25 protein-coding genes are annotated in these 22,454 nt (G+C 35.2%); 24 read left to right on the top strand and 1 reads right to left on the bottom strand.

Annotation, left to right across the window (positions count from 1 at the left end; translation table 11 throughout):
- Nucleotides 1–195: 195 nt before the first annotated feature.
- Entirely contained in the window at nt 196–1,170 is a 975-nt protein-coding gene (locus tag GHC26_RS03465; protein WP_163969879.1) for a YpdA family putative bacillithiol disulfide reductase, read from the top strand.
- Nucleotides 1,171–1,209: 39 nt separating this feature from the next.
- Here the strand turns inward: GHC26_RS03465 and GHC26_RS03460 are convergent, their stop codons facing one another.
- On the bottom strand, nt 1,210–2,181 hold the full coding sequence (locus tag GHC26_RS03460) for an asparaginase (RefSeq protein WP_163969878.1): 972 nt from the start codon (nt 2,179–2,181) through the stop codon (nt 1,210–1,212).
- 86 nt (nt 2,182–2,267) lie between these two features.
- On the opposite strand from GHC26_RS03460, the gene prsW reads away from it, so the two are divergent.
- From prsW to GHC26_RS03345, 23 genes are all read left to right on the top strand, one after another.
- A complete protein-coding gene (gene prsW / locus GHC26_RS03455) occupies nt 2,268–2,942 on the top strand; it encodes a glutamic-type intramembrane protease PrsW (protein ID WP_163969877.1) in 675 nt (224 codons plus the stop codon).
- A gap of 156 nt (nt 2,943–3,098) precedes the next feature.
- The gene (gene sleB / locus GHC26_RS03450; RefSeq protein WP_163969876.1) at nt 3,099–4,232 is read left to right on the top strand and encodes a spore cortex-lytic enzyme; all 1,134 of its coding nucleotides are present in this window, start codon (nt 3,099–3,101) and stop codon (nt 4,230–4,232) included.
- Between the two features lie 12 nt (nt 4,233–4,244).
- The gene (gene ypeB, locus GHC26_RS03445; protein WP_163969875.1) at nt 4,245–5,588 is read left to right on the top strand and encodes a germination protein YpeB; all 1,344 of its coding nucleotides are present in this window, start codon (nt 4,245–4,247) and stop codon (nt 5,586–5,588) included.
- Nucleotides 5,589–5,678: 90 nt separating this feature from the next.
- Nucleotides 5,679–6,338: a flagellar brake protein gene (locus tag GHC26_RS03440; RefSeq protein WP_163969874.1), complete on the top strand. Its 660-nt coding sequence runs from the start codon at nt 5,679–5,681 to the stop codon at nt 6,336–6,338.
- Nucleotides 6,339–6,695: 357 nt separating this feature from the next.
- Nucleotides 6,696–7,376, top strand: coding sequence for a (d)CMP kinase (gene cmk / locus GHC26_RS03435; protein WP_163970199.1), 681 nt, complete (start codon nt 6,696–6,698; stop codon nt 7,374–7,376).
- Between the two features lie 16 nt (nt 7,377–7,392).
- Nucleotides 7,393–7,992 carry a lysophospholipid acyltransferase family protein gene (locus GHC26_RS03430; RefSeq protein WP_163969873.1) on the top strand — a complete coding sequence of 200 codons (600 nt, stop codon included), beginning with the start codon at nt 7,393–7,395 and terminating at the stop codon, nt 7,990–7,992.
- A 156-nt stretch (nt 7,993–8,148) separates the two neighbouring features.
- Entirely contained in the window at nt 8,149–9,279 is a 1,131-nt protein-coding gene (rpsA, locus tag GHC26_RS03425; protein ID WP_163969872.1) for a 30S ribosomal protein S1, read from the top strand.
- Nucleotides 9,280–9,670: 391 nt separating this feature from the next.
- Nucleotides 9,671–10,267 carry a YphA family membrane protein gene (locus GHC26_RS03420; protein ID WP_163969871.1) on the top strand — a complete coding sequence of 199 codons (597 nt, stop codon included), beginning with the start codon at nt 9,671–9,673 and terminating at the stop codon, nt 10,265–10,267.
- Nucleotides 10,260–11,150, top strand: a complete 891-nt coding sequence (locus GHC26_RS03415) for a YIEGIA family protein (protein ID WP_163969870.1) — start codon at nt 10,260–10,262, stop codon at nt 11,148–11,150. Before GHC26_RS03420 ends, GHC26_RS03415 begins: the two co-directional genes overlap by 8 nt.
- 3 nt (nt 11,151–11,153) lie before the next feature.
- Nucleotides 11,154–11,339, top strand: a complete 186-nt coding sequence (locus GHC26_RS03410) for a capping complex subunit for YIEGIA (protein WP_163969869.1) — start codon at nt 11,154–11,156, stop codon at nt 11,337–11,339.
- An 85-nt stretch (nt 11,340–11,424) separates the two neighbouring features.
- Nucleotides 11,425–12,735 (top strand): ribosome biogenesis GTPase Der, encoded by a 1,311-nt coding sequence (gene der, locus GHC26_RS03405; protein ID WP_163969868.1) that lies wholly within the window; start codon nt 11,425–11,427, stop codon nt 12,733–12,735.
- A gap of 12 nt (nt 12,736–12,747) precedes the next feature.
- Complete coding sequence (locus GHC26_RS03400; RefSeq protein WP_163969867.1) at nt 12,748–13,785, top strand: NAD(P)H-dependent glycerol-3-phosphate dehydrogenase; 1,038 nt, start codon at nt 12,748–12,750, stop codon at nt 13,783–13,785.
- A 57-nt stretch (nt 13,786–13,842) separates the two neighbouring features.
- Entirely contained in the window at nt 13,843–14,103 is a 261-nt protein-coding gene (locus tag GHC26_RS03395) for a stage VI sporulation protein F (RefSeq protein WP_163969866.1), read from the top strand.
- A gap of 318 nt (nt 14,104–14,421) precedes the next feature.
- Nucleotides 14,422–14,619 (top strand): DUF2768 domain-containing protein, encoded by a 198-nt coding sequence (locus GHC26_RS03390; protein WP_163969865.1) that lies wholly within the window; start codon nt 14,422–14,424, stop codon nt 14,617–14,619.
- A gap of 21 nt (nt 14,620–14,640) precedes the next feature.
- Nucleotides 14,641–15,360 carry a hypothetical protein gene (locus GHC26_RS03385; RefSeq protein ID WP_163969864.1) on the top strand — a complete coding sequence of 240 codons (720 nt, stop codon included), beginning with the start codon at nt 14,641–14,643 and terminating at the stop codon, nt 15,358–15,360.
- A 245-nt stretch (nt 15,361–15,605) separates the two neighbouring features.
- Nucleotides 15,606–17,084: a stage IV sporulation protein A gene (gene spoIVA / locus GHC26_RS03380; RefSeq protein ID WP_163969863.1), complete on the top strand. Its 1,479-nt coding sequence runs from the start codon at nt 15,606–15,608 to the stop codon at nt 17,082–17,084.
- Nucleotides 17,085–17,787: 703 nt separating this feature from the next.
- The gene (locus tag GHC26_RS03375; RefSeq protein WP_163969862.1) at nt 17,788–18,060 is read left to right on the top strand and encodes an HU family DNA-binding protein; all 273 of its coding nucleotides are present in this window, start codon (nt 17,788–17,790) and stop codon (nt 18,058–18,060) included.
- 156 nt (nt 18,061–18,216) lie between these two features.
- Entirely contained in the window at nt 18,217–18,432 is a 216-nt protein-coding gene (mtrB, locus tag GHC26_RS03370) for a trp RNA-binding attenuation protein MtrB (protein ID WP_163969861.1), read from the top strand.
- Between the two features lie 98 nt (nt 18,433–18,530).
- Nucleotides 18,531–19,325, top strand: a complete 795-nt coding sequence (locus tag GHC26_RS03365; RefSeq protein ID WP_163969860.1) for a heptaprenyl diphosphate synthase component 1 — start codon at nt 18,531–18,533, stop codon at nt 19,323–19,325.
- 6 nt (nt 19,326–19,331) lie between these two features.
- Nucleotides 19,332–20,057, top strand: a complete 726-nt coding sequence (gene menG, locus GHC26_RS03360) for a demethylmenaquinone methyltransferase (protein WP_163969859.1) — start codon at nt 19,332–19,334, stop codon at nt 20,055–20,057.
- A 32-nt stretch (nt 20,058–20,089) separates the two neighbouring features.
- Nucleotides 20,090–21,061: a heptaprenyl diphosphate synthase component II gene (gene hepT / locus GHC26_RS03355; protein WP_163969858.1), complete on the top strand. Its 972-nt coding sequence runs from the start codon at nt 20,090–20,092 to the stop codon at nt 21,059–21,061.
- A 75-nt stretch (nt 21,062–21,136) separates the two neighbouring features.
- A complete protein-coding gene (gene ndk, locus GHC26_RS03350; RefSeq protein ID WP_163969857.1) occupies nt 21,137–21,583 on the top strand; it encodes a nucleoside-diphosphate kinase in 447 nt (148 codons plus the stop codon).
- A 90-nt stretch (nt 21,584–21,673) separates the two neighbouring features.
- Nucleotides 21,674–22,447, top strand: a complete 774-nt coding sequence (locus tag GHC26_RS03345) for a CheR family methyltransferase (protein WP_163969856.1) — start codon at nt 21,674–21,676, stop codon at nt 22,445–22,447.
- Nucleotides 22,448–22,454 lie beyond the last annotated feature (7 nt).

Below are 22,454 nucleotides of genomic sequence, written 5' to 3'. Positions count from 1 at the left end.
CTTTTTCAAGTATAAATCTTAATACATGGTTGATATATGATGCGCAATAGTTTTAGCTATGAATATCGCTACGGAAATCAAAGCTTCTATATTACGTCGTATTATATAGAAGATGTTTCGTTAAGAAAGCAACAAAACATGTGAAAAGAGCCATAGGAAATGCTAAAAAGCAAGGGAGTAAAGGAAGTGCGTAATATGAAAAAAGAGTCCGTCATCATTATTGGTGGAGGTCCATGTGGTATGAGTAGTGCACTTGCGCTACAAGATACTGGGCTAGAGCCATTAATTATAGAGAAGGGAAATGTTGTCAATACAATTTACCAATTCCCGACTCATCAAACATTTTTTAGTTCCAGTGATAAACTTGAAATTGGTGGAGTTCCATTTATAACAGAAAAGCAAAAGCCTGTAAGAAATCAAGCTTTGGCCTATTATCGAACTGTTGCCGAACGAAAACAATTACGAATGAATACCTATGAAAAGGTTAATAAAATCAAGCCTAGTGGAAATAAAATTTATGTCTCTACAGAAACAAAGGAAAACGAAAAAAATGAATATGAGGCTGAACATGTCATTATTGCTACTGGATATTATGATCAACCAAACTTTATCAATGTCCCTGGGGAATCCCTTCCAAAAGTAATGCATTATTTTAAGGAGGCTCATCCATACTATGATCAAGATATAATCGTCATTGGTGGTAAGAATTCAGCAGTTGATGCAACCCTCGAACTATACAAGGCAGGAGCGCGTGTTACAGTACTTTATCGTGGAGAGGATTACTCAAAAAGTATAAAACCATGGATTTTGCCTGAATTTGATTCATTAATACGTAAGAAAAAGGTCGATATGGTATTTAATGCACATGTAACAAACATAACAAAAAACGATGTTACCTTTACTGCAAATGGGGATATCAAAACAATCCAAAATGACTTTGTGTTTGCGATGACAGGTTATAAACCAGATCATCATTTATTAGAAGCTGCAGGGGTTATGATTGATCAAGAAAGTGGGCAACCACACTATAAGGAAGATACGATGGAGACAAATGTAGCCAGAATTTATGTAGCTGGTGTTGTGGCAGCAGGATATAATAATAATAAAATTTTTATTGAAAATGGTCGATTCCATGGAGATATCATCGCAAAAGCAATAACCAAACACTAGTTAAAATGGATAGTAGGATAACCCCTACTATCCATTTTTTTATATCTCTTGTTCAAATATATTTTTCAATGTATTGTAGTCAGTTGTTCGTTCTAAAGCAATTAATAATTTTATTCTTGCTTTAGGCCCTGTTAGACCGTTCGTAAAAATAACACCTATATCTTTTAGTTGTCTTCCACCACCTTCATATCCATAAGTTGGTTGGACCGTTCCTTGATAACAACGTGAAACTAAAATAACTGGGATATTGTGATGGATTAATCGGTGAATAGGTTCGATCGTATCCTTTGGCAAATTCCCTTGACCTAACGCCTCGACTACAAGGCCATCTATTTCGGTTTGTGAAAGAGCCTGGAAGAGTTGTCCATCCATTCCAGCAAATGCTTTTAATAACAGAACATTTTTGTTAATGGATTGAATTGGATGTGTATGCCGAAATAAAATGGTATGGTGAAAGATGATTGACTCTTTCGTGATAATCCCTATTGGCCCATATTGTGGGCTTTGAAATGTTGCTACATTGCTTGTTGATGTTTTGGTAACATTTTTAGCAGTATGTATTTCATCATTCATGACTACTAATACGCCTTTATTTTTAGCAGTGTCTTCAATTGCTACGCGAATAGAACTAATTAAGTTATACAACGCATCCGAACCTATTTCATTACTAGATCGCATTGCACCTGTAATAATAACTGGAATTTCTATATCAAGTACTAATTCTAGGAAATAAGCTGTTTCCTCTAACGTATCAGTACCATGTGTTACAACAATGCCATCATAAGATGAACTAACTTGCTGAATTTGCTTGGCTAATTTCAACATATGTTCTGTTGTAATATGTGGAGATGGAAGTGAAAAGGCTACTTTCTCATCAATATGAGCATACATTTTTAAACGAGATGTTACGTCTTTTAATGGATGTTCTGTTGTTGTATTTATCTCCCCCGTTTGTTTGTTTTCGACCATAGAGATAGTACCACCTGTATGGATGAGCAAAATCTTTTTCAAGATAATCACCTACTTCTTTTTTTCTATTTTCATGCTGAAAACTTAATGGTACGATAAAGTTAACTAATGAGAAAGAGGTCTTTTTCATGTTTTCTATTTTATCTGCTGGGATAGCACCTACTTTTGCGTTAATGGCTTTTTTTTATTTGAAGGATCGATTCTCTGAGCCAATTGGATTAACGTTAAAAATGTTTATTCTAGGTGCATTGCTTGTGTTTCCAATTATGTTTATTCAATATACTTTTGCAGCGGAAGGATTTTCAAATAATGCATTTATTTACTCATTCTTAGTTGTTGCTTTAAGTGAAGAGTTTTTCAAATGGTTTATATTCTTGTACTTTATTTATCATCATACAGAGTTTGATGAACATTATGATGGAATCGTGTATGCTGTTGCCATTAGTCTAGGTTTTGCTACAATCGAAAATTTTCTTTATATATTAACGAATGGAGTCGAGTATGCTTTCACACGTGCTTTATTCCCAGTATCATCTCACGCTTTATTTGGCGTGATTATGGGATTTTATTTTGGTAAATCGAAAGTCGGTGTACAACTGAAAAAGTGGAATCTATTTTTGGCTTTTTCCCTTCCCTATGTCCTACATGGGTTATATGATTACATCCTATTGACTGTTACAAGTCGTTGGTTATTACTATTAATTCCATTTATGATTGCATTGTGGCTGTTGGGATTACGTAGTGTTAAGGTTGCCAATCAATCAATCGATCCTATTTTTGCAGAGAATAAAAAACAAGCCTAGCTCTAAGCATAATATAAGCTTTGTAGATCTAATCTACAAGGTTTTTTTGTGATTGTTTTTTTATATCTTGTTAGTTCACGTTTATAAAATGCATAAAAAGACCATTTACTCAAAAAATAGATAGCACAAAATCATGTTTATGCAGGAGGAAATCGTATGACCAATAAAAAGTTACCCCTTTTATTGATATTAATTATATGTTGTTTATCTATCGGACTTCAAGAAACATTAACTCCAAAACAGGTTGATGCCTTTTCAGAACAAGTTATACAAAAAGGTGCTACTGGTGAAGATGTTATAGAGTTACAAGCAAGATTGCAATATATTGGCTTTTACCATGGACCAATTGACGGCGTGTTTGGTTGGGGAACCTATTGGGCACTTCGGAACTTTCAGGAAGAGTTTGAACTGGAAAGTGTAGATGGCCTAGCTGGTGAGAAAACGAAGGAAATGTTGGAAAGAGCTACTGAATATGATGAACAGTTTGTAAAAGAACAATTAGAGAAGGGTAATCGTTTCACCCATTATGGTGGTATGGATAAAGAGTTGCAAACAGCTCCGAATCGGAATCAAGATAAACAGGGTTCTAACAATCAACAGGACCAAAATCAACAGAATCAAAATCAGCAAAACCAAAATCAAGGAACTGAAACCCCTAACGCCAACAACAATAATCAACAAGATGCAACGGAACAACAGCAAAATACAGATGAGAATGCTCAACAGGATACAACGGAACAACAGCAAAATACAGAAGAGAATGCTCAACAAGATACAACGGAGCAACAGCAAAATACAGAAGAGAATGCTCAACAGGATGCAACGGATGAGGGAGAACCAGCACCAGATGAAGGAACAGCAGATGAAACTACAGAAGGTGAAGCAGAAACAGAAGAAGGGCCAACAGCAACCGCTGTAAATGTGCCACAAGGATATTCTCAAAACGATATTCAATTAATGGCTAATGCTGTTTATGGGGAAGCACGTGGGGAACCATATGAAGGACAAGTTGCAGTAGCAGCAGTAATTTTAAATCGTGTGGAAAGCCCTACATTCCCAAATACTGTTTCAGGTGTTATTTTTGAGCCACGTGCCTTTACAGCTGTAGCCGATGGTCAAATTTGGTTGGAGCCTAATGATAAAGCAAGAGAGGCAGTATTAGATGCGATAAATGGCTGGGATCCATCTGGTGGTGCGATTTATTATTATAATCCACAGACAGCTACATCTAGTTGGATTTTTTCTAGACCTCAAATTAAGCAAATAGGAAAACATATATTCGCAAATTAGGAGTGATTTTTAATGAAACGATGGATTGTCATTGCAGTCCTTGGTATTGCACTTGTTGGAACAGGTGTGTGGGGATACCAAGAACACCAAGAAAAAAATGCCGTTTTAATACAGGCTGAAAATGACTATCAACGAGCATTTCATAATTTATCTTATCATGTTGACTTGCTCCATGATAAAATTGGAACGGCGCTGGCCATGAGTTCAGATAGTAGTTTATCACCACAGTTGCTGGAAATTTGGCGATTAACATCAGAAGCCTTATCAGATGTTGGCCAATTACCTTTAGCTTTGATTCCGTTTAACAAAACAGAAGAATTTCTATCGAATATTGGTGACTTTACGTATGAAACGGCTGTTAGAGATTTAGAAAATGAGCCACTAGAAGATGAAGAAGTAGAAACATTAGAAAGTTTATATGAACAATCTGGTGAAATAAAAGATGAAATGCGAAAAGTACAGCATGTCGTGCTAGAAAATAATTTACGGTGGATGGATGTTGAATTAGCTTTGGCAGCTCAAGAGGAACAGGCAGATAACACGATCGTAGACGGTTTTCAGACAGTGGAAAAGAAAGTAGAAGGATTCGCCGAAAGTAATGCAAATTCTTCCATTATCGGTACTACCTCTAAAGAACATAAGTATCAAGGTTTATCAGGTAGTAGGATTACGGAAGATGAAGCGTTAGAAAAAGGTAAAGAATTATTTAATATACAGGATACATCTAAATTAAATATTACAGAAACAGGTGATGGAGCAGACATACCATTGTACAGTATTTCCTATAAAAATGGGCAAAAAAGTGCATACATGGATATATCAGAGCAGGGAGGCCATCCGATTTCTCTTATAGTAGATCGGACTGTAGAGGACAAGGAGATCAGTTTAAATCAAGGTCAACAAGAAGCTGAAGATTATTTACGAAAACACGGATTTGAAAATATGACACTTTTCCAAAGTAGTGAATATAACAATGTTGGTGTATACTCCTTCCTATACAATCAAAATGATGTGAGAATATATTCTGATTCAATAGAACTAAAGGTTGCCTTGGATAATGGTGATATTCTTGGTGTCACAGCTAGAGACTACTTTATGAATCATCAAGAACGGTCAATTCCAGAACCTGAATTATCGGTTGAAGAAGCAAAAGAAAAAGTGAATGATAATGTTGATATACAGGAACAATACATGGCTGTTATTGATAGTGATTTAGGAGAAGAAGTGTTAGTGTATGAATTTTTAGGAATCCATGGAGATGATACGTATCGTATATTTATAAATGCGATGGACGGTACAGAAGAAAAAGTCGAACGATTAAAAGGTACTGAAATTAAGTATGCATCTATATCATAGGGAAAGACATAAGTCTTTCCCTATTTTTATTTTTCTGTAATAATAGGTATAATGTACGAATTACAGAAAAATGCTTTGGAGGAATTCCAAGTGAAAATAGGTCAACCATGTAATTTAGAAATAAAGGATACATATTCAGGTGAAATGGAAAAATACTATTGTAAAGTGATTGATAAAAATAAAGATTTTATTTTTATTGATTATCCTATTCATAGTAAAACAAAGCGGTCTAAGAAATTTCCAGTAGGCAGTGTTATTAATGTTTCATATGTAGGAAGTGACAATTCTGTTTATACCTTTACAAGTGAGATTACAAAACAAGTTGAGTCAGATATACCGGCACTAGCTTTTGACAAACCCCAAAAAAAGGACATTAGCCGAATTCAGCGCAGACGTTATGTAAGGGTCGAAACAGCAGTTGATGTAGCAGTTCAACTAAAGTCATCAGAAACACCTGCTTTTACAACCGTAACAAATGATATAAGTGGAGGGGGAGCTTCAATAGTTTTGCCAAAGGGAACTACCTTAAAAGGTGATGAATTTATAGAGCTACACCTCGTCTTACCAATGGTTTCTGGAGAATATTATTACATTGATACAGAGGCTAAAATTATACGTATCAATCATAACGAAGGATCTATTGATACAGCTTCTTTATCCTTTGACAACATACAACAGCAAGATCAACAATACATTATACGATATTGTTTTGAAAAACAACGAGAAGCTAGGAAAAAGGAAAGACAATAAACAGAAATTTGGATATAGTTTGCGAAAGGGTAATAGACTGACTTTTTTGCAGCTAAAGTAAGTATAGAACCTACTTCCTACTGTTCACTGTCTAAAACCGTTATGTCAATCGCAACGCCAGCACTAGTACGTCCTCGCAAAAGAAGAGCACTTTTGCTTCGTGCGATGTATTGCTGTCGTAGCTTTTCTTATCCTGTGCGTCGTATTTAAGGTATTCATCATTGAGGCTTTGTCGAATGCCAAGTTTTCAAAGAATGTGTTATGATGTGTTATGATTATAAACGTATCATTTCTGTAAAACTTGGCTAAAGCCAAGTTTTCTTTCGTACTATCATAAGAGAGGAATGTATGGAATCCATGACTAAAAATGCAATTGCAATCGCTATAGATGGGCCTGCAGCGGCAGGAAAAAGTACCGTTGCTAAAATAGTAGCGAAAAAACTTTCCTATATCTATATCGATACAGGTGCTATGTATCGAGCACTAACATTAAAAGCCTTAAATGAAATTATTGATTTAAATGATGAACAAGCACTTAAGACCTTATTAGTACATACTGTAATTGATTTACAACAGCAAAACGATAATCAAATCGTTTTGTTAGATGGAAAAGATGTTACAACACAAATACGAACAGAGATTGTATCAAATAGTGTTTCTCATGTTGCCAAGCATGCAGATGTTAGAAGTATTATGGTCAAACGGCAACAATCACTTGCAGCAAAACGTGGAGTTGTTATGGATGGAAGAGATATTGGGACACATGTTATTCCGGATGCAGAAGTAAAAATCTTCCTTGTTGCATCTGTAGAAGAACGTGCTAAACGGCGCCACGAGGAAAATATTCAAAAAGGATTCCCTTCCAATTTGGATAAGTTAAAAGAAGAAATTAGACAACGAGATTTAATTGACTCTAATCGTGAGGTAGCACCACTCATAAAAGCAGAAGACGCGATTGAAATTGATACAACTGCCTTATCCATAAATGAGGTGGCAGAACGTATATTAGCGATTGCACTACGAAATATAAAGGAATAGAGGGGTATGGAGATCAATGAGTCTTTACAAATTCGCAAAATTTATTGTCACTATCATTTTTTACCCTTTATATCGCTTTAGGGTGATTGGTAAAGAAAATATCCCGCAAACAGGACCTGTTATTATTTGTTCAAATCACATCTCAAATTTAGACCCGGTAGTTGTCGGCATTACTTCACATAGAGATATTTACTTTATGGCAAAAGGGGAATTATTTGAAAATACATTTTTACGTAAATTATTATTGGGTATTCATGCCTTCCCTGTAAAAAGGGGGTTGCGTGACCGTACTGCATTACGGAAAGGTTTAGAGATATTAAAAAATGGAAATACTTTGGGATTATTTCCAGAGGGTACCCGAAGTAAAACAGGTGAATTAGGAAAACCTTTAGCAGGTGCTGGCTTTTTTGCATTACGCTCAAATGCTACAATTATTCCATGTGCAATCGTAGGTCCCTACAAAGGGGGAAAGAAATTAACTGTTATTTATGGGACCCCAATGAATATGGAAGATTTACGAAGCCGTAAAGCTTCTGCCCAAGAAACATCTGATGCTATAATGGAGGAAATTAGGCAACTACTAGAAAATTATCAAAAAGATAATTACATTACTTGACAAATAAATAGAATTGTTAGAAGTTATAAAAAAGCATATTTTTTTAAGTTTTTATTCAAATACATTTTTCAGCAAGAAGATTAGGAAAAATACTTATTAAATTCGATTTTTAATAAGTAGGTAGGTTGGCTTTGTATACTAAGGAGGGCAATGAATATGGATGAGACAAAAAAGGAATTAGTAGACATTAATGTCGGTGACGTAGTAACAGGTACAGTAGTAAAATTGGAAGAAAAACATGTATTGGTGGATATTGGTTATAAAACCGAGGGAATTATCCCAATTAGTGAATTATCTAGTCTTCATATTGAACAACCTAGTGATGTTGTTCAGGAAGGGGATGAACTTACTTTAAAAGTAACAAAAGTCGAAGATGATGAAATTGTTCTTTCCAAAAAAGGAGTCGACGCAGAACATGCATGGCAAGATTTAGAAGAAAAATATAAGAACAATGAGATATTTGAAACAGAAGTAAAAGAAATTGTAAAAGGTGGTTTAGTCGTTGATGTTGGTTTAAGAGGCTTTATCCCAGCTTCATTAGTAGAAACACATTATGTTGATGATTTTACCGATTATCTTAATAAATCAATAACTGTTAAGGTTGTTGAACTGGATCGAGAACAAAATCGTGTTATTTTATCTCATAGAGCGGTAGTAGAAGAGGAAGAAGGAGTTAAGAAACAGGAACTATTACAGTCTTTAGAAGAGGGCCAAGTCCTTGAAGGAACTGTACAACGTATAACTAACTTTGGTGTATTTGTAGATATCGGTGGTGTAGACGGATTAGTACACATATCCCAATTAGCACATGAACATGTTGATAAAGCGACAGATGTCGTTTCAGAAGGGGATACCATAAAAGTGGAAGTGTTATCAGTAGATAAAGATAATGAACGAATTTCACTTTCACGTAAGAAAACATTACCTGGCCCTTGGTCAGATATTCAAGAAAAGATTCAGGTGGGAGATACAGTGGAAGGTACAGTGAAACGCCTTGTAAACTTTGGAGCATTTGTGGAAGTCTTGCCAGGTGTTGAAGGGCTAGTACACATTTCTCAAATAGCAAATCGGCATATTGGTACGCCGCAAGAAGTATTGGAAGTAGGGCAAAAAGTAAATGTGAAAGTGCTCGATATTAATACTGAAGAAGAACGTATGTCGTTAAGTATTAAAGAATTGGAACAGGAACAAGAAGCAGAGGATTACAAGCAATATGAAAAAGATGAAGAACAAACAGGTTTTCAACTTGGTGATTTTATAGGCGATAAGCTTAACAAATATAAATAATATAGAATAGGATCCTTCCATTAGGGGGGATCTTTTTTTTGGGTTTATCTCTTTTTGTATTCTTTTTTACATCGCAACATCTATAGATTGCGACGTAATTTAAGGCGATGTATAGAGTGTTTTTCCGTTCCGTGCTATCGCTTTCCTCAATCAATGAGGATAGAGTACTTGAACTTCGTGTTCCGACAGTATTTTCATACAGCGTCGAATTACTCCTCATCTAATAAAGGATTACAAAAGTCACTTTAATTTTACGTCGCAATTTATATCAACTATTCATTAAGATATATGCCTTAAAAAAGAAACGAATATTTAGAAAACAGCCTTGTAATACTTTCTATAGGTTTAAAAAATAGTTGATTAGAAATAATGCTAATGGAAGGTGGTTACTTTGGCAGAGGGGTTATTATTTTATTGGATCGCTTGGATGCTTTGGATTATTGCTACATTCTTTATGGATAAAACACGTAAACGAACATTTTTGGCGGCATGGCTACTATTAACTATTATTTATTCAAATAAATATGTGACGTTCTTAACGATTGAGGTATCCGTTTCATTTATTATCATTCTTATAGGTATGATGCTTTTACATGCACGGTTGCCACGTTTGTCGTACCATTTAATCACTTCATTTACCATTTCAATCGGTTACATTGCTATACTTCTTTGGGAGCAACAAACACCTGTGTGGTTATTTTTACCAAGGGCTGTGTTAATACCAGTTATTTGCGCATGCTTAAGTATACTCTTAACCAATGACTTTCAAACAAGAATGGTAATAGGTTTAGTAGGTATTACTTTTGGTGAGGCAATTTATAGTTTTATATTAGCTGGTTATCAATTACCGGAAACAATTGGAGAAATGGCCTTTTTAGATAGTGTAATGATGGTTATTGTCATCATTTTTTGCATAGAGGTCATACTACAAATGAAGCAACGATTTACGATATTACTTAATAATGTAATGAGGTGGCAAAATGACTGAATATACATATCCAATTATTTTTGGTGTAGTTATTGGAACCATTGCACGTTTATTGATGTTACGTACAGATTATCGTCAATATCCTACCTATTTACATGGAAAGTTAATCCATGTCTCACTTGGATTTATTGCAGCATCTTTAGGTGCTGTAGCTGTACCAGCCATTATGGAATTAGAATTTACAGCAGTCACATTCTTAACTGTTGCTGCAACACAATTCCGAGAAGTCCGTAACATGGAACGAAATACATTAACTGAAGTAGATGAATTTGAATTAGTACCAAGAGGAAATACGTATATAGAAGGAATTGCTATTTCGTTTGAAAGTCGTAATTATATTGTTATTTTTACGGCATTTATTGGTACATTGTTTTATATTGTTTGGAATGTATGGTTTGCTATAGCTGGAACGATTATATGTTTCTTGTTAAGTAAGGTCCTTCAAAGTGGTAGTACATTAAAAGATATTGTGGATATTGAGCATAGTGAACTAACTTTTGAAGGAGCTGGTTTATACGTAGATAATATTTATATTATGAATATTGGATTACCTGAAAGACAAGAAGAGATTTTAAGATATGGGATGGGCTTCATTTTAAAACCTAAAGATATGAATACCATTACAACGATAGCTAATTTAGGACAACGCCAAGCAATTTTACATGACGTATCCGTATCACTTGGTGTGTTCCGTGACTCTGGTACGCCTGCACTAACCCCTCTGATCAAACGCGATTTAGATGATGGGCGTATTGGCGTATTTATCTTACCTCAGGTACGAGAGGTAGAAAAGGCTAGGAAAATTATTGGTGCTGTTCCAGTATTAGAGAATGCCATTCGAATGCCTTCTAAATCAAGAACGCATAATAAGGAGGTTAACTAATCCATGAAATTAGAAAAGGCGATATTAGCTGTTATTACGACTGATGAGAAAAGGATTAGTGGTGGAGCACCAATCTTCATTTGTGAAACACGTAAAGAATTAGAAAATGTGGCAGCGAATATAGAAGCCATAACTGATGGGATTGCGCACGCTTTAAGTGATGATGTATTTATTGTGGTTAAACATTAGATGGTAATTGTTAATATCTGTTACTTTTGCTAAAATTAATGAAGTTCCATGAAAAACAGAGAGAGATAGAGAGGGTGTTCCTTTCATGAGGAAATCAGTAGTTGCAATTGTTGGGAGACCAAATGTTGGAAAATCAACTATTTTTAATAGACTTGTTGGTGAACGAATTTCGATTGTAGAGGATACCCCTGGTGTTACTAGAGATCGAATTTATGCCGAGGCAGAGTGGTTAACATCCACATTTAATGTAATAGACACTGGGGGAATTGAAATAGGTGATGAACCATTATTAGTTCAAATCCGACAACAAGCAGAAATCGCCATTGATGAAGCAGATGTTATTATATTTATGTTAAATGGACGGGAAGGAATAACAGCAGCAGATGAAGAGGTAGCCAAATTACTTTATAAATCAAATAAACCTGTTGTTGTTGCAGTTAATAAAATGGACAATCCTGAAATGCGTGAGGAAATATATGAATATTATGCACTTGGTTTTGGGGAGCCATATCCAATCTCAGGCTCGCACGGATTAGGGCTTGGAGATTTACTAGATGCTGTCGTAAAACACTTTCCAACTCAAGAAGAAGATACTGTGGATGATGAAACCATCTACTTTAGTTTAATTGGAAGACCAAATGTTGGAAAGTCATCGCTAGTTAATACGATATTAAATGAGGAACGGGTTATCGTTAGTGATGTGGAAGGAACAACAAGGGATGCAGTTGATACACATCTACGTAAAGATAATCAGGATTATGTTATTATCGATACAGCTGGAATGCGAAAACGCGGTAAAGTATATGAAACGACAGAAAAGTATAGCGTGTTAAGAGCTTTAAAAGCGATTGAACGTTCAGATGTTGTTTTAGTTTTGATTGATGCAGAAACAGGAATTCGTGAACAGGATAAGAAAATTGCTGGATATGCACATGAGGCAGGTCGAGCAGTTATTATCGTTGTGAATAAATGGGATACGGTTGAAACCGACGATAAAACAATGCGAGCTTTTGAGGAAAATGTACGTGCCCATTTTCAGTTTTTGGATTATGCACCAATCGTGTTTTTATCTGCAAAAACCAAAAAACGAATACATACATTAATTCCAGCTATTAAGGTAGCAAGTGAAAACCATACGAAACGTATTCAAACAAATGTGTTGAACGATGTCATAATGGATGCATTAGCTATGAATCCAACACCAACTGTTAAGGGAAAGCGGTTAAAGATACTTTATGCGACACAGGTTTCCGTAAAACCACCAAGTTTTGTCATATTTGTAAATGATCCAGAATTAATGCATTTTTCATATAAACGCTTTTTAGAGAATAAAATTAGAGATGCCTTTGGGTTTGTCGGAACGCCAATAAAAATATTTGCACGACAGCGGCAATAAGGAGGAGTATGTTTGGAAAAGGTAGCAGTATTAGGCGCAGGGAGTTGGGGGACAGCTTTAAGTATTGTATTAGCAGATAATGGTCATGATGTTCGCTTATGGACACATCGAAAAGAACAAGCAGAAACCATTAATACAACACATAAAAATGAAAAATATTTGGAAATTATGATCCCAGAGCAAATAAAAGCATTTTCTAGTCTGGAAGAGGCAGTGAAAGAGGTATCATATATTGTCATTGTTGTACCAACAAAAGCGATTCGAGAAATTTGCGAACAATTAAATCAAGTGCTAAAAACGAACGCAACTGTAATCCATGCTTCTAAGGGGATTGAACCAAAGTCATTAAAAAGAGTATCCGAAATGATTGCAGAGGATCTTCAGGGATATGAAGAGGAGGATATTGTTGTTCTATCTGGACCAAGTCACGCTGAGGAGGTTGCGAAAAGACAGCCTACTACTGTAACGGTCTCCTCGAATAATGAAAAACATGCACAATTGGCCCAAGACCTCTTTTTCAATGAAGCTTTTCGTGTGTATACAAGTACTGATATGATTGGTATTGAATTAGGTGGAGCACTAAAAAATATTATCGCACTAGGTGCTGGTATTTCTGATGGCCTTGGGTATGGGGATAATGCAAAAGCAGCACTTATCACTAGAGGATTAGCTGAAATTACCCGATTAGGGACGTCTCTAGGTGCTAATCCACTTACATTCCTTGGATTACCAGGCGTGGGGGATTTAATTGTTACTTGTACAAGTGTGCATAGTCGAAACTGGCGTGCAGGTAATTTATTAGGGAAAGGTAGAAAATTAGACGATGTCCTTGACCAAATGGGGATGGTAGTTGAAGGTGTAAGAACAGCAAAAGCAGCCTATCAATTTGCACAAAGCCAAGGAATAGAGATGCCTATAACATCAGGGATATATCAAATTTTATTTGAAGATAAAGAACCAAAACAAGTTGTGGAACAGTTGATGAATCGAAATAAACGAGAAGAATTAGATGATTTAGCCTCATTATTACGATCTAGGTATACAGACTAACACGATAGATACTCCTTGCATATAATATGTTGAACAACATAGCAAGGAGGCGAGCGTGTGAGTAACTTTGAGAAATCCCTATTTGATAACATTCAACAAAAAGCTAATATCGATCCAAAAGAAGTGTATAAGGTTGCAGATTCTGTGAAAAACGCTGATTTAACTGATGAAAAAACAGTAAGAAAGCTCGTGCGACACTTGGCTAAATTAGCCGATAAACCTATTTCAAAAGAAAAAGAAGAACAAATTGTAAAATCCATTACAAATAACAATATACCAATGGATATGCAATCGTTAAATCAATTGTTTAAAAAGTAATCATAACTGGGCAAGTGAGGATACAATTGGCTGTATGCTCGCATAAGATAAATCGCACAAGCATTCATGGATAGAGTTGCTTCGGGTAATATTTAGTCAACCGAGATGAATCTAGCCCCATTCATCTCGGATTTTTATGTTGTCCAGGAAATTATAAAATCATTTAATTGTTTTTAATTATATATTAAGTACAGCCACGTCCAACTCGAGCGATTGAAATTAAGTTGTGAGATATGCCATTTTTCTACTTGGTGGACAACCGATATGTTATAATACTTTTGGCAGAAGTTATCAGTGTAACTAATAGGAGTGAAGTGAATGTCACAGTCAATGTTAAATATGTATATTTCGTTTGCTGGTATGGCCTTACTAATTATATCTATTGGTCTCATCTACTTGGGGCGATATAAATTAAAAGGAATACTATCCGCTATCGTCTCTTTATTAGCGTATATTGCTTTCTTTATAGGCGGCATCATCATTTTTTATATTGTCTTTAGTGGACCAACAGGATAGAGAATTAGGGGGAACATAATCATGAAATTTACATATAGAATAATTATTTTCTTTGTAGTGATCCTGTTAAGTGGTTGTTTGTATCCAGAAAGTGAATTAGAAAAAAGTCAAACACCAAATGAAGATCAAGTAGAACAAGTTCAACTCGCAATAGAACGATATCAAGAAGAAACACAAGGATTAGTACCAATTAAGACCAAAAGTAGTGATACACCAGTATTTCAAAAATATTTAGTTGATTTCACAGCATTAAAGGAACGAAATTTAATATCAGAAATTCCTGGAAATGCCTTTGAAAATGGAGGAGTTTATCAATATATATTAGTCACACCTGAGGATGAACCACAGGTGAAATTGATTGATTTACGCATCACAGAAGAAATTCGCTCTGTAAACGTCAAGTTACAGGTTTATCGGGATGAACATATTTACCCTCCATATGGAGAGGAAATCGCAGACGGTGTTTATAAACTAGATTATGAAAAACTCGGTTTGGATTCTGAACCATACGTAAAAAGTCCATATACGAAAGAAAACCTACCAATCGTTATGGATACATCTGGTAAATTGTATGTGGATTATCGGATAGATCTTTATCAAGCTCTTCAGGATTATGATCATCTGTATGAAACAGGTGATGACATACGGTTTCTGTTAACAGACCATACACCATTTGCTCCAGCCTATTCATTACCATATACCGTTATCGACAATGAACCAGTGTTTGATCTTAATTTATAATATAATATTGTGAGCAAATTAATAAATTTCAGCATAAACATTCCCTTAAAACATATATTGTTTCAAGGGAATTTTTTTGTTTCCGCTAAGGTTTCCTGTACACGCTTTGTGTAATTTAGGATCAAATCTTTTTATGCTTTTACGCATAAATAAGTCATATTGTGATAGGACAACATCATAGACTTGTAATGTCAATTATTTATAGTATGTCTATTAAATGGCAAAGGAGATCGGGAGGGGATCGTTTGGAAAGAGTTGATATCTTTAAAGATATTTCGAAGCGGACGAACGGAGATATTTATTTAGGTATTGTAGGTGCAGTACGAACAGGTAAGTCAACATTTATTAAAAAGTTTATGGAATCTGTTGTTTTACCGAACATTGAAGAAGAAAGTGAACGAGCACGTGCACACGATGAACTACCACAAAGTGCTGCAGGGAAGACAATCATGACGACTGAACCAAAATTTATTCCAAATCAAGCAGTGTCTGTTAATGTGGAGGATGGATTGGATGTTAATGTTCGTTTAGTGGATTGTGTAGGTTATGCAGTAGAGGGAGCCAAAGGTTTTGAAGATGAAAATGGTCCACGGATGATTAATACACCATGGTATGAAGATCCAATTCCATTTCATGATGCAGCAGAAATAGGTACGAGGAAGGTAATTCAGGAACACTCAACTATGGGTGTTGTCGTTACAACGGATGGAACAATTGGGGAAATTCCTCGTTCTGACTATGTGGAAGCAGAAGAAAGAGTGATAGAAGAATTAAAAGAAGTAGGTAAACCATTTATCATGGTTATTAATTCAGTACATCCTACAAGTCATGAAACAGAGATGCTTCGTCAAGAGCTAACGGAAACGTATGACATACCTGTACTGGCCATGAGTATTGAATCGATGACAGAGCATGACGTTCATAATGTATTACGAGAGGCATTATATGAATTCCCTGTATTGGAGGTCAATGTCAATCTGCCTAGCTGGGTTATGGTACTACGAGAAGATCATTGGTTGCGCAAAAATTATCAAGAAGCCATTCAAACAACCGTCAAAAATATAAGAAGATTAAGAGATGTAGATCATATTATGGATGACTTTAGAGATTACGAGTATATAGACCATGCCAATTTAGCCGGAATGGAGATGGGAGACGGTGTAGCAGAAATTGACTTACATGCACCTGACTATCTTTACGATGATATTTTGAAAGAAATTGTAGGCGAGGAAATAAGAGGTAAAGATCATCTACTCGAGCTTATGCAGGATTTTGCACATGCCAAGCGTGAATATGATCAAGTAGCTGGTGCCTTACAAATGGTGAAACAAACTGGCTATGGCATTGCAGCACCAACTCTTCAAGATATGGTATTAGATGAACCAGAAATTATACGACAAGGGTCTCGATTTGGGGTTAAATTAAAGGCAGTGGCCCCTTCTATCCATATGATAAAAGTAAATGTAGAATCTGAATTTGCGCCAATTATTGGAACAGAGAAACAAAGCGAGGAATTAGTAAGGTATTTAATGCAAGACTTTGAAGAAGATCCATTATCCATTTGGGAGTCAGATGTATTTGGCAGATCATTGAGTTCTATTGTACGGGAAGGAATTCAAGCAAAAATTTCGTTAATGCCAGAAAATGCTCGATATAAGCTAAAAGATACACTTGAGCGTATTATTAATGAAGGTTCAGGCGGACTAATTGCAATTATATTATAGCAGCTTACTAAAGCTGCTATTTTATTTTGTAAAAGAATATTTTATAAAGACTTGTTGTAAAAGGAGAATTTAGAACTCCTTGCTATTGGTGGATTTTCTGTCTCACTTTAACAGAAGGTTATTCTAAGCTGTTGAAAATGCGAGACTCCTACAGGAAAAGGAACAGTCTGAAGACCCCACAGCGAGTGCCTTTTGTTCGCGATGTCTAGCTTCGAGCGATTGAGATAAGGACGCACGAGTTTTCATCGGCCAGAGTCTACACCCTCGAGGTCATAAGTCAATCCACATTACGCGCAAAAGCACCACGTCAAGGCTTGGCTTATGCTTGGCAGATAAGCAAAAATTTCTTACTGCATAAGTGCAACTAAGGCTTTCGCCACTTGGCGAAAAGCCAAGTTTTCTAATCGGGGGTAATCAAGGCACTTGCGCTTTTGTTCAGGGTTGTTTTGAAGTGGGTTTTAATGTAGCCACTAAGTGGAAGATTTTCGACTAATAATCGGATGAATTTGCTAAAAAATGATATAAATCGCGATAAATTAGGCTCTTATTGTTGAATTTTATTGCAATCTCAGTTAATATAAGGCTTGTCATCCTATACATAGATGACTGATACGTATAAAAGCTGCAGAAATGGTGAACAAATGATACTATATCATTCTTGTTCTATGCCGACTTTAGATTTTGTTGGGAGGAGGTGAATGTCATGAATAAAACAGATTTAGTAAATGCAGTTGCTGAGAAAAGCGATCTTTCTAAAAAAGATGCTACAAAAGCTGTAGATGCAGTTTTTGAATCTGTCATGGATTCACTTAAAAACGGTGAAAAAGTTCAGTTAATTGGATTTGGAAACTTTGAAGTACGTGAGCGTTCAGCACGTAAAGGCCGTAATCCACAAACTGGGGAAGAAATTGAAATTCCAGCAAGTAAAGTGCCTGCGTTCAAACCAGGTAAAGCCCTAAAAGATAGTGTAAACTAATATTGATTACATAGGGCTAAAGGGTGCGTGCATACGTACCCTTTTTTTCTTGATATGTGAAATGGAAAAAATGTCACATACAACCTTCCAAAAGAAATATCCTTATTACCATTTACAAACATATCAGTTTCATACAATAAATAAGGAGGTTATCACATGAGTGATAGAACAGATTTTTTTGTGATTAAAGCTCTTGAAGATGGTGTGAATGTTATTGGATTAACTAGGGGCTCTGATACGCGATTTCACCATTCTGAAAAACTGGATAAAAATGAAGTGATGATTGCACAATTTACGGAGCATACTTCTGCAGTAAAAGTAAGAGGAAAAGCGAAGATACAAACCAGTCACGGTGAAATGACAAATGAATAACGACAGTCAACAATTTCTTCATGATGTAGGTATGGAATATATGCTATAATATAACCATAAATTGAAGAAGATAAGATGAAAAGGCTTAGGTGATAAATTTGCAGTCCTCACGTTTCGATCTAGAATCCATTACAGAAACAATCAAATCAAAAATCCAACATTGTTATTTAAACCGATATATTGATAGACCTGTCATAGATCATAACAAACTTTTCATTTTATCCAGTATTCTTAATGAAACGATTTTATCTGAAAAGGTAAAGAAAAAATATCTTGTTACTGTCATGTTAGTACAAATAGCACTTGATACACATGATTTAGTACCAGAAACTAATAAACGACATGAACACAAAGGATCAAAAGAAACGAAACAACTTACTGTGTTAGCAGGTGATTACTACAGCGGGCTTTATTACTTTTTGTTATCGGAAATTGATGATTTCAAGATGATAAAAAAATTGGCCGCTACTATTAAAGAAATAAATGAATATAAAATGCAATTATACTATCGAGAACCAAATTCGTTAGATGATGCTATTTCACTTGTTAAACAAATTGAATCAGCTTTAATGGTGCGAGTAGCGGAGTTTGTCCAAGAAACTCGTATTGGTGCAATCGCTTCTGACTGGTTACTAGTTGGAAGGTTAAAGGATGAAATAGCAATAGCAAAAGAAGCTGGTTCTTCTACTATAGTGGATATAGGGAAAGATCTGTTACAAGATAAAAATGATATAAGCATCATTCAAAAGCTGGAATCAATAATAGAGACAAAACAATCACAACTTAAAATAAAAATAGAACAGGCAACGCTTGATCCATATGTAAAAGAAAATATGGGGTCTATTTTTCGTCACAGATCCACCACGAAAACCTCTATTGTGGAAGAAGGGTAAGATGATATGAAAGAACAATCAAAAGAAGAACGTGTACATCATGTGTTTGAAAAAATATATGAAAAATATGATTCCATGAATTCCATTATTTCTTTTCAGCGTCATAAATCATGGCGTAAAGATGTAATGAAACAAATGAATGTCCAAAGAGGCACCTCTGCTCTTGATGTGTGTTGTGGAACAGGAGATTGGTCGATTGCTTTAGCAGAGGCAACTGGTCCAAACGGAAAAGTGATTGGGCTAGACTTTAGTGAAAACATGCTATCTGTAGCGGAGGAAAAAAATAAAGCGTTAGATTATGACCATTTATCATTTATTCATGGTAATGCAATGGAACTGCCTTTTGAAGATAATACATTCGATTATGTAACAATTGGTTTTGGATTGCGAAATGTGCCAGACTATATGAAAGTCTTAAAAGAATTATACCGTGTTGTAAAAGATGATGGTAAAGTGGTATGTTTGGAAACATCACAGCCAACTTTAATCGGTTATCGTCAACTTTATTTTTTTTATTTTCGGTTTATCATGCCTCTTATTGGAAAAATGTTTGCTAAAAGTTTTCAGGAATATGCATGGCTACATGAGTCAGCAAAAGATTTTCCAGGTAAACGGGAATTAAAAAAGATGTTCTTAGAAGCAGGTTTTTCCAGTGTGAGAGTGAAAAGCTATACAGGTGGGGTAGCTGCCATGCATATGGGGTATAAACAACCACATCATATGATAGATTAAATTGAAATGGTATTGGGTAAAAGGTGACTTTCATGAAATTAGCGAAAACATATGGATACTTAAAAAAAGATTTAAATCAAATAGAAGAAGCTCTGGATAACGTTATACAAGCCAACCATCCTGTATTACGAGAAGCCTCAACACAATTATTACGGGCAGGGGGAAAACGAATTCGCCCTGTTTTTGTCTTGTTATCAGGTCAATTAGGAAATTTTGATATGGATCGGATAAAAAAGGTAGCAGTATCGTTGGAACTAATACATATGGCATCTCTTGTTCATGATGATGTAATTGATGATGCTGATCTCCGGCGTGGTAAACCTACTGTGAAACACATCTATGATAACCGTGTTGCGATGTACACAGGAGATTATATCCTTGCTAGTGCACTAGAACATATTACCTCTATTGAAAATGTTGAAATACATCGTGTATTATCAAAAACCATGGTTGAGTTAGTGTTAGGGGAAATTGAACAAATAAAAGATAAATATAACTGGGAGCAAAGCTTACGGCAATACCTTCGAAGAATTAAACGTAAAACAGCACTATTAATTGCAACAAGTTGTAAATTGGGAGCTATTGTAGCTGATTTACCTGCTTATGAAGCAAAGAAATTATATCAATATGGTTACTATATTGGAATGTCCTATCAAATTATTGATGATATTCTTGATTTTACTTCTACAGCAAAGGAACTTGGAAAACCTGCAGGAAATGATTTACTACAAGGAAATGTGACACTACCTGTTATATATGCGATGGAAAATACTACGTTCCAATCGATGGTTCGCGACATTTTGAAAAACCCAGATGCTTTTGATGAACGGGATATGGAAGTTATTATTAAACAATTGAAGCAAACAAACGCAATCGAACGGTCCTATCATCTTAGTGATCATTATTTACAAAAAGCATTACATGCGCTAGATAAGCTACCAAATAGGAGGGCAAAACAAACATTACAGGATATTGCAAAATATATCGGAAAACGAAGGTCATAGAAACGTTGTCATTTTTTATAATGTTTGTTAAAATTTTAACGGTTACATAAAAAGACATAATAAAGAGGTGGAGACATGGAAAAAACATTTTTAATGGTAAAACCAGATGGGGTACAACGTAATTTAGTAGGTGACATTGTTCGCCGCTTCGAAAGCAAAGGCTTTCAGTTAGTTGGAGCAAAATTAATGAATATTTCTGATGAATTAGCTAAAACACATTATGGAGAACATCATGACAAGCCATTTTTTGGTGAATTAGTAGATTTTATAACTTCTGGCCCCGTATTTGCAATGGTATGGGAAGGCGAGGAAGTTATTAAAACTGCTAGAGAAATGATGGGTAAAACAAATCCATTAGAAGCAGCTCCAGGAACAATCCGTGGAGATTTTGGTTTAACAGTAGGCAAAAATGTAATTCATGGTTCAGATTCTCCTGAAAGTGCAGATCGAGAAATTAATTTATTTTTCGATAAAGAGGAAATTCTATCTTATACTAAACAAATCAATGAATGGATCTACTAAAGGTGAATACCTCCGTTTTATACGGGGGTTTTCTTTACATGATAAACCATATGACATAAGAGATGGATTAAATTGAAAGAGGCGCAAACAATGTCAGAAGAATACAAACAATTCATCAATCGAATATATCAAAAATTAGGTATTGATTTAAAGCTTTATAAAGAAGCACAGATGAAACGACGCTTAACTTCACTCCGTAATAAACGTGGGTATACCAATTTCCATGATTACTTTAAGGCACTGGAGAAGGACAATCAGCTACTAGCTGAGTTTATGGACCGAATTACGATAAATGTATCTGAATTTTACCGAAATCCGAAACGATGGGAAGTATTACAAACCGTTACTTTTCCTGAATTAACAAAAGATAAAAATGACATAACCATTTGGAGTGCTGCCTGCTCTACTGGAGAAGAGCCGTACAGTCTTGCAATTATGTTACGGGAATATTTTCCAGCTATTAAATTTTCTATTTTGGCTACAGATATCGATGAAAACGTATTAAAACGTGCGAAACAAGGAATATATCAAGAACAGGCTTTAAAAGCATTGCCAGATAACATGAAACATAAATACTTTGATCAGAAAAATGGAATTTATTATATTGATCAACAGATTAAAAAATACATAACTTTTAAAAAGCATAATTTATTATCCGATACTTATCCAAAGAATAATGATCTCATCGTTTGTCGTAATGTATTAATATACTTTACAGATACGGCAAAAGATACGATCTATCATCATTTCAATAAAGCCTTAAACCAAAATGGTGTTTTATTTGTCGGCAGTACAGAACAAATTTTTAACCCTTCCAACTATGGATTTTCTCTTTTAGATACATTTTATTACCAAAAAAAGTAGGATCAGG

It is taken from the genome of Oceanobacillus halotolerans (assembly GCF_010993955.1).
GTDB classification, from domain to species: domain Bacteria; phylum Bacillota; class Bacilli; order Bacillales; family Amphibacillaceae; genus Oceanibacillus_A; species Oceanibacillus_A halotolerans.
The sequence above is the reverse complement of the archived record's forward strand: the minus strand, read 5'-3'. Positions and strand labels throughout refer to the sequence as shown.